The following is a 367-nucleotide window of genomic DNA, read 5'->3' on the forward strand; positions in this document are numbered from 1 at the left end:
GCTCGCTGATCGAAGAGACCAGCACGACCTTCGTTGATTACCGGCCGCTGGTGATGAACCAGCGCCGTACCGGGAAAATCTTTCGTTACGATGTCGACGACGGGAAGGAGATCATCTGGGCGTCCGAGCGCGACGGGCACGAGCACCTGTACCTGTTCGACGGCCAGACGGGCGCGCTCAAGAACCAGATCACCTTCGGTGAATGGGTGGTCCGGGCGGTCAACCATGTCGATCCGGTCAAGCGCCAGATCTGGTTCGAGGCGAGCGGGAGGAACCCGGGGGAGGACCCCTATTTCGTCCATGCGTACCGCATCGGCTTCGACGGTGAGGGGCTGACTGAGCTCACGCCCGAGCCGGCCAACCACCA

At 62.9% G+C, this 367-nt stretch carries 1 protein-coding gene; it reads left to right on the forward strand.

Annotated elements, in window-relative coordinates:
- Positions 1–367 (forward strand): DPP IV N-terminal domain-containing protein (locus AC0L17_RS34670; protein ID WP_473519019.1); only part of this gene is annotated, 367 nt, incomplete at both ends.

The sequence above is a fragment of the Mesorhizobium sp. WSM4829 genome, from assembly GCF_055811475.1.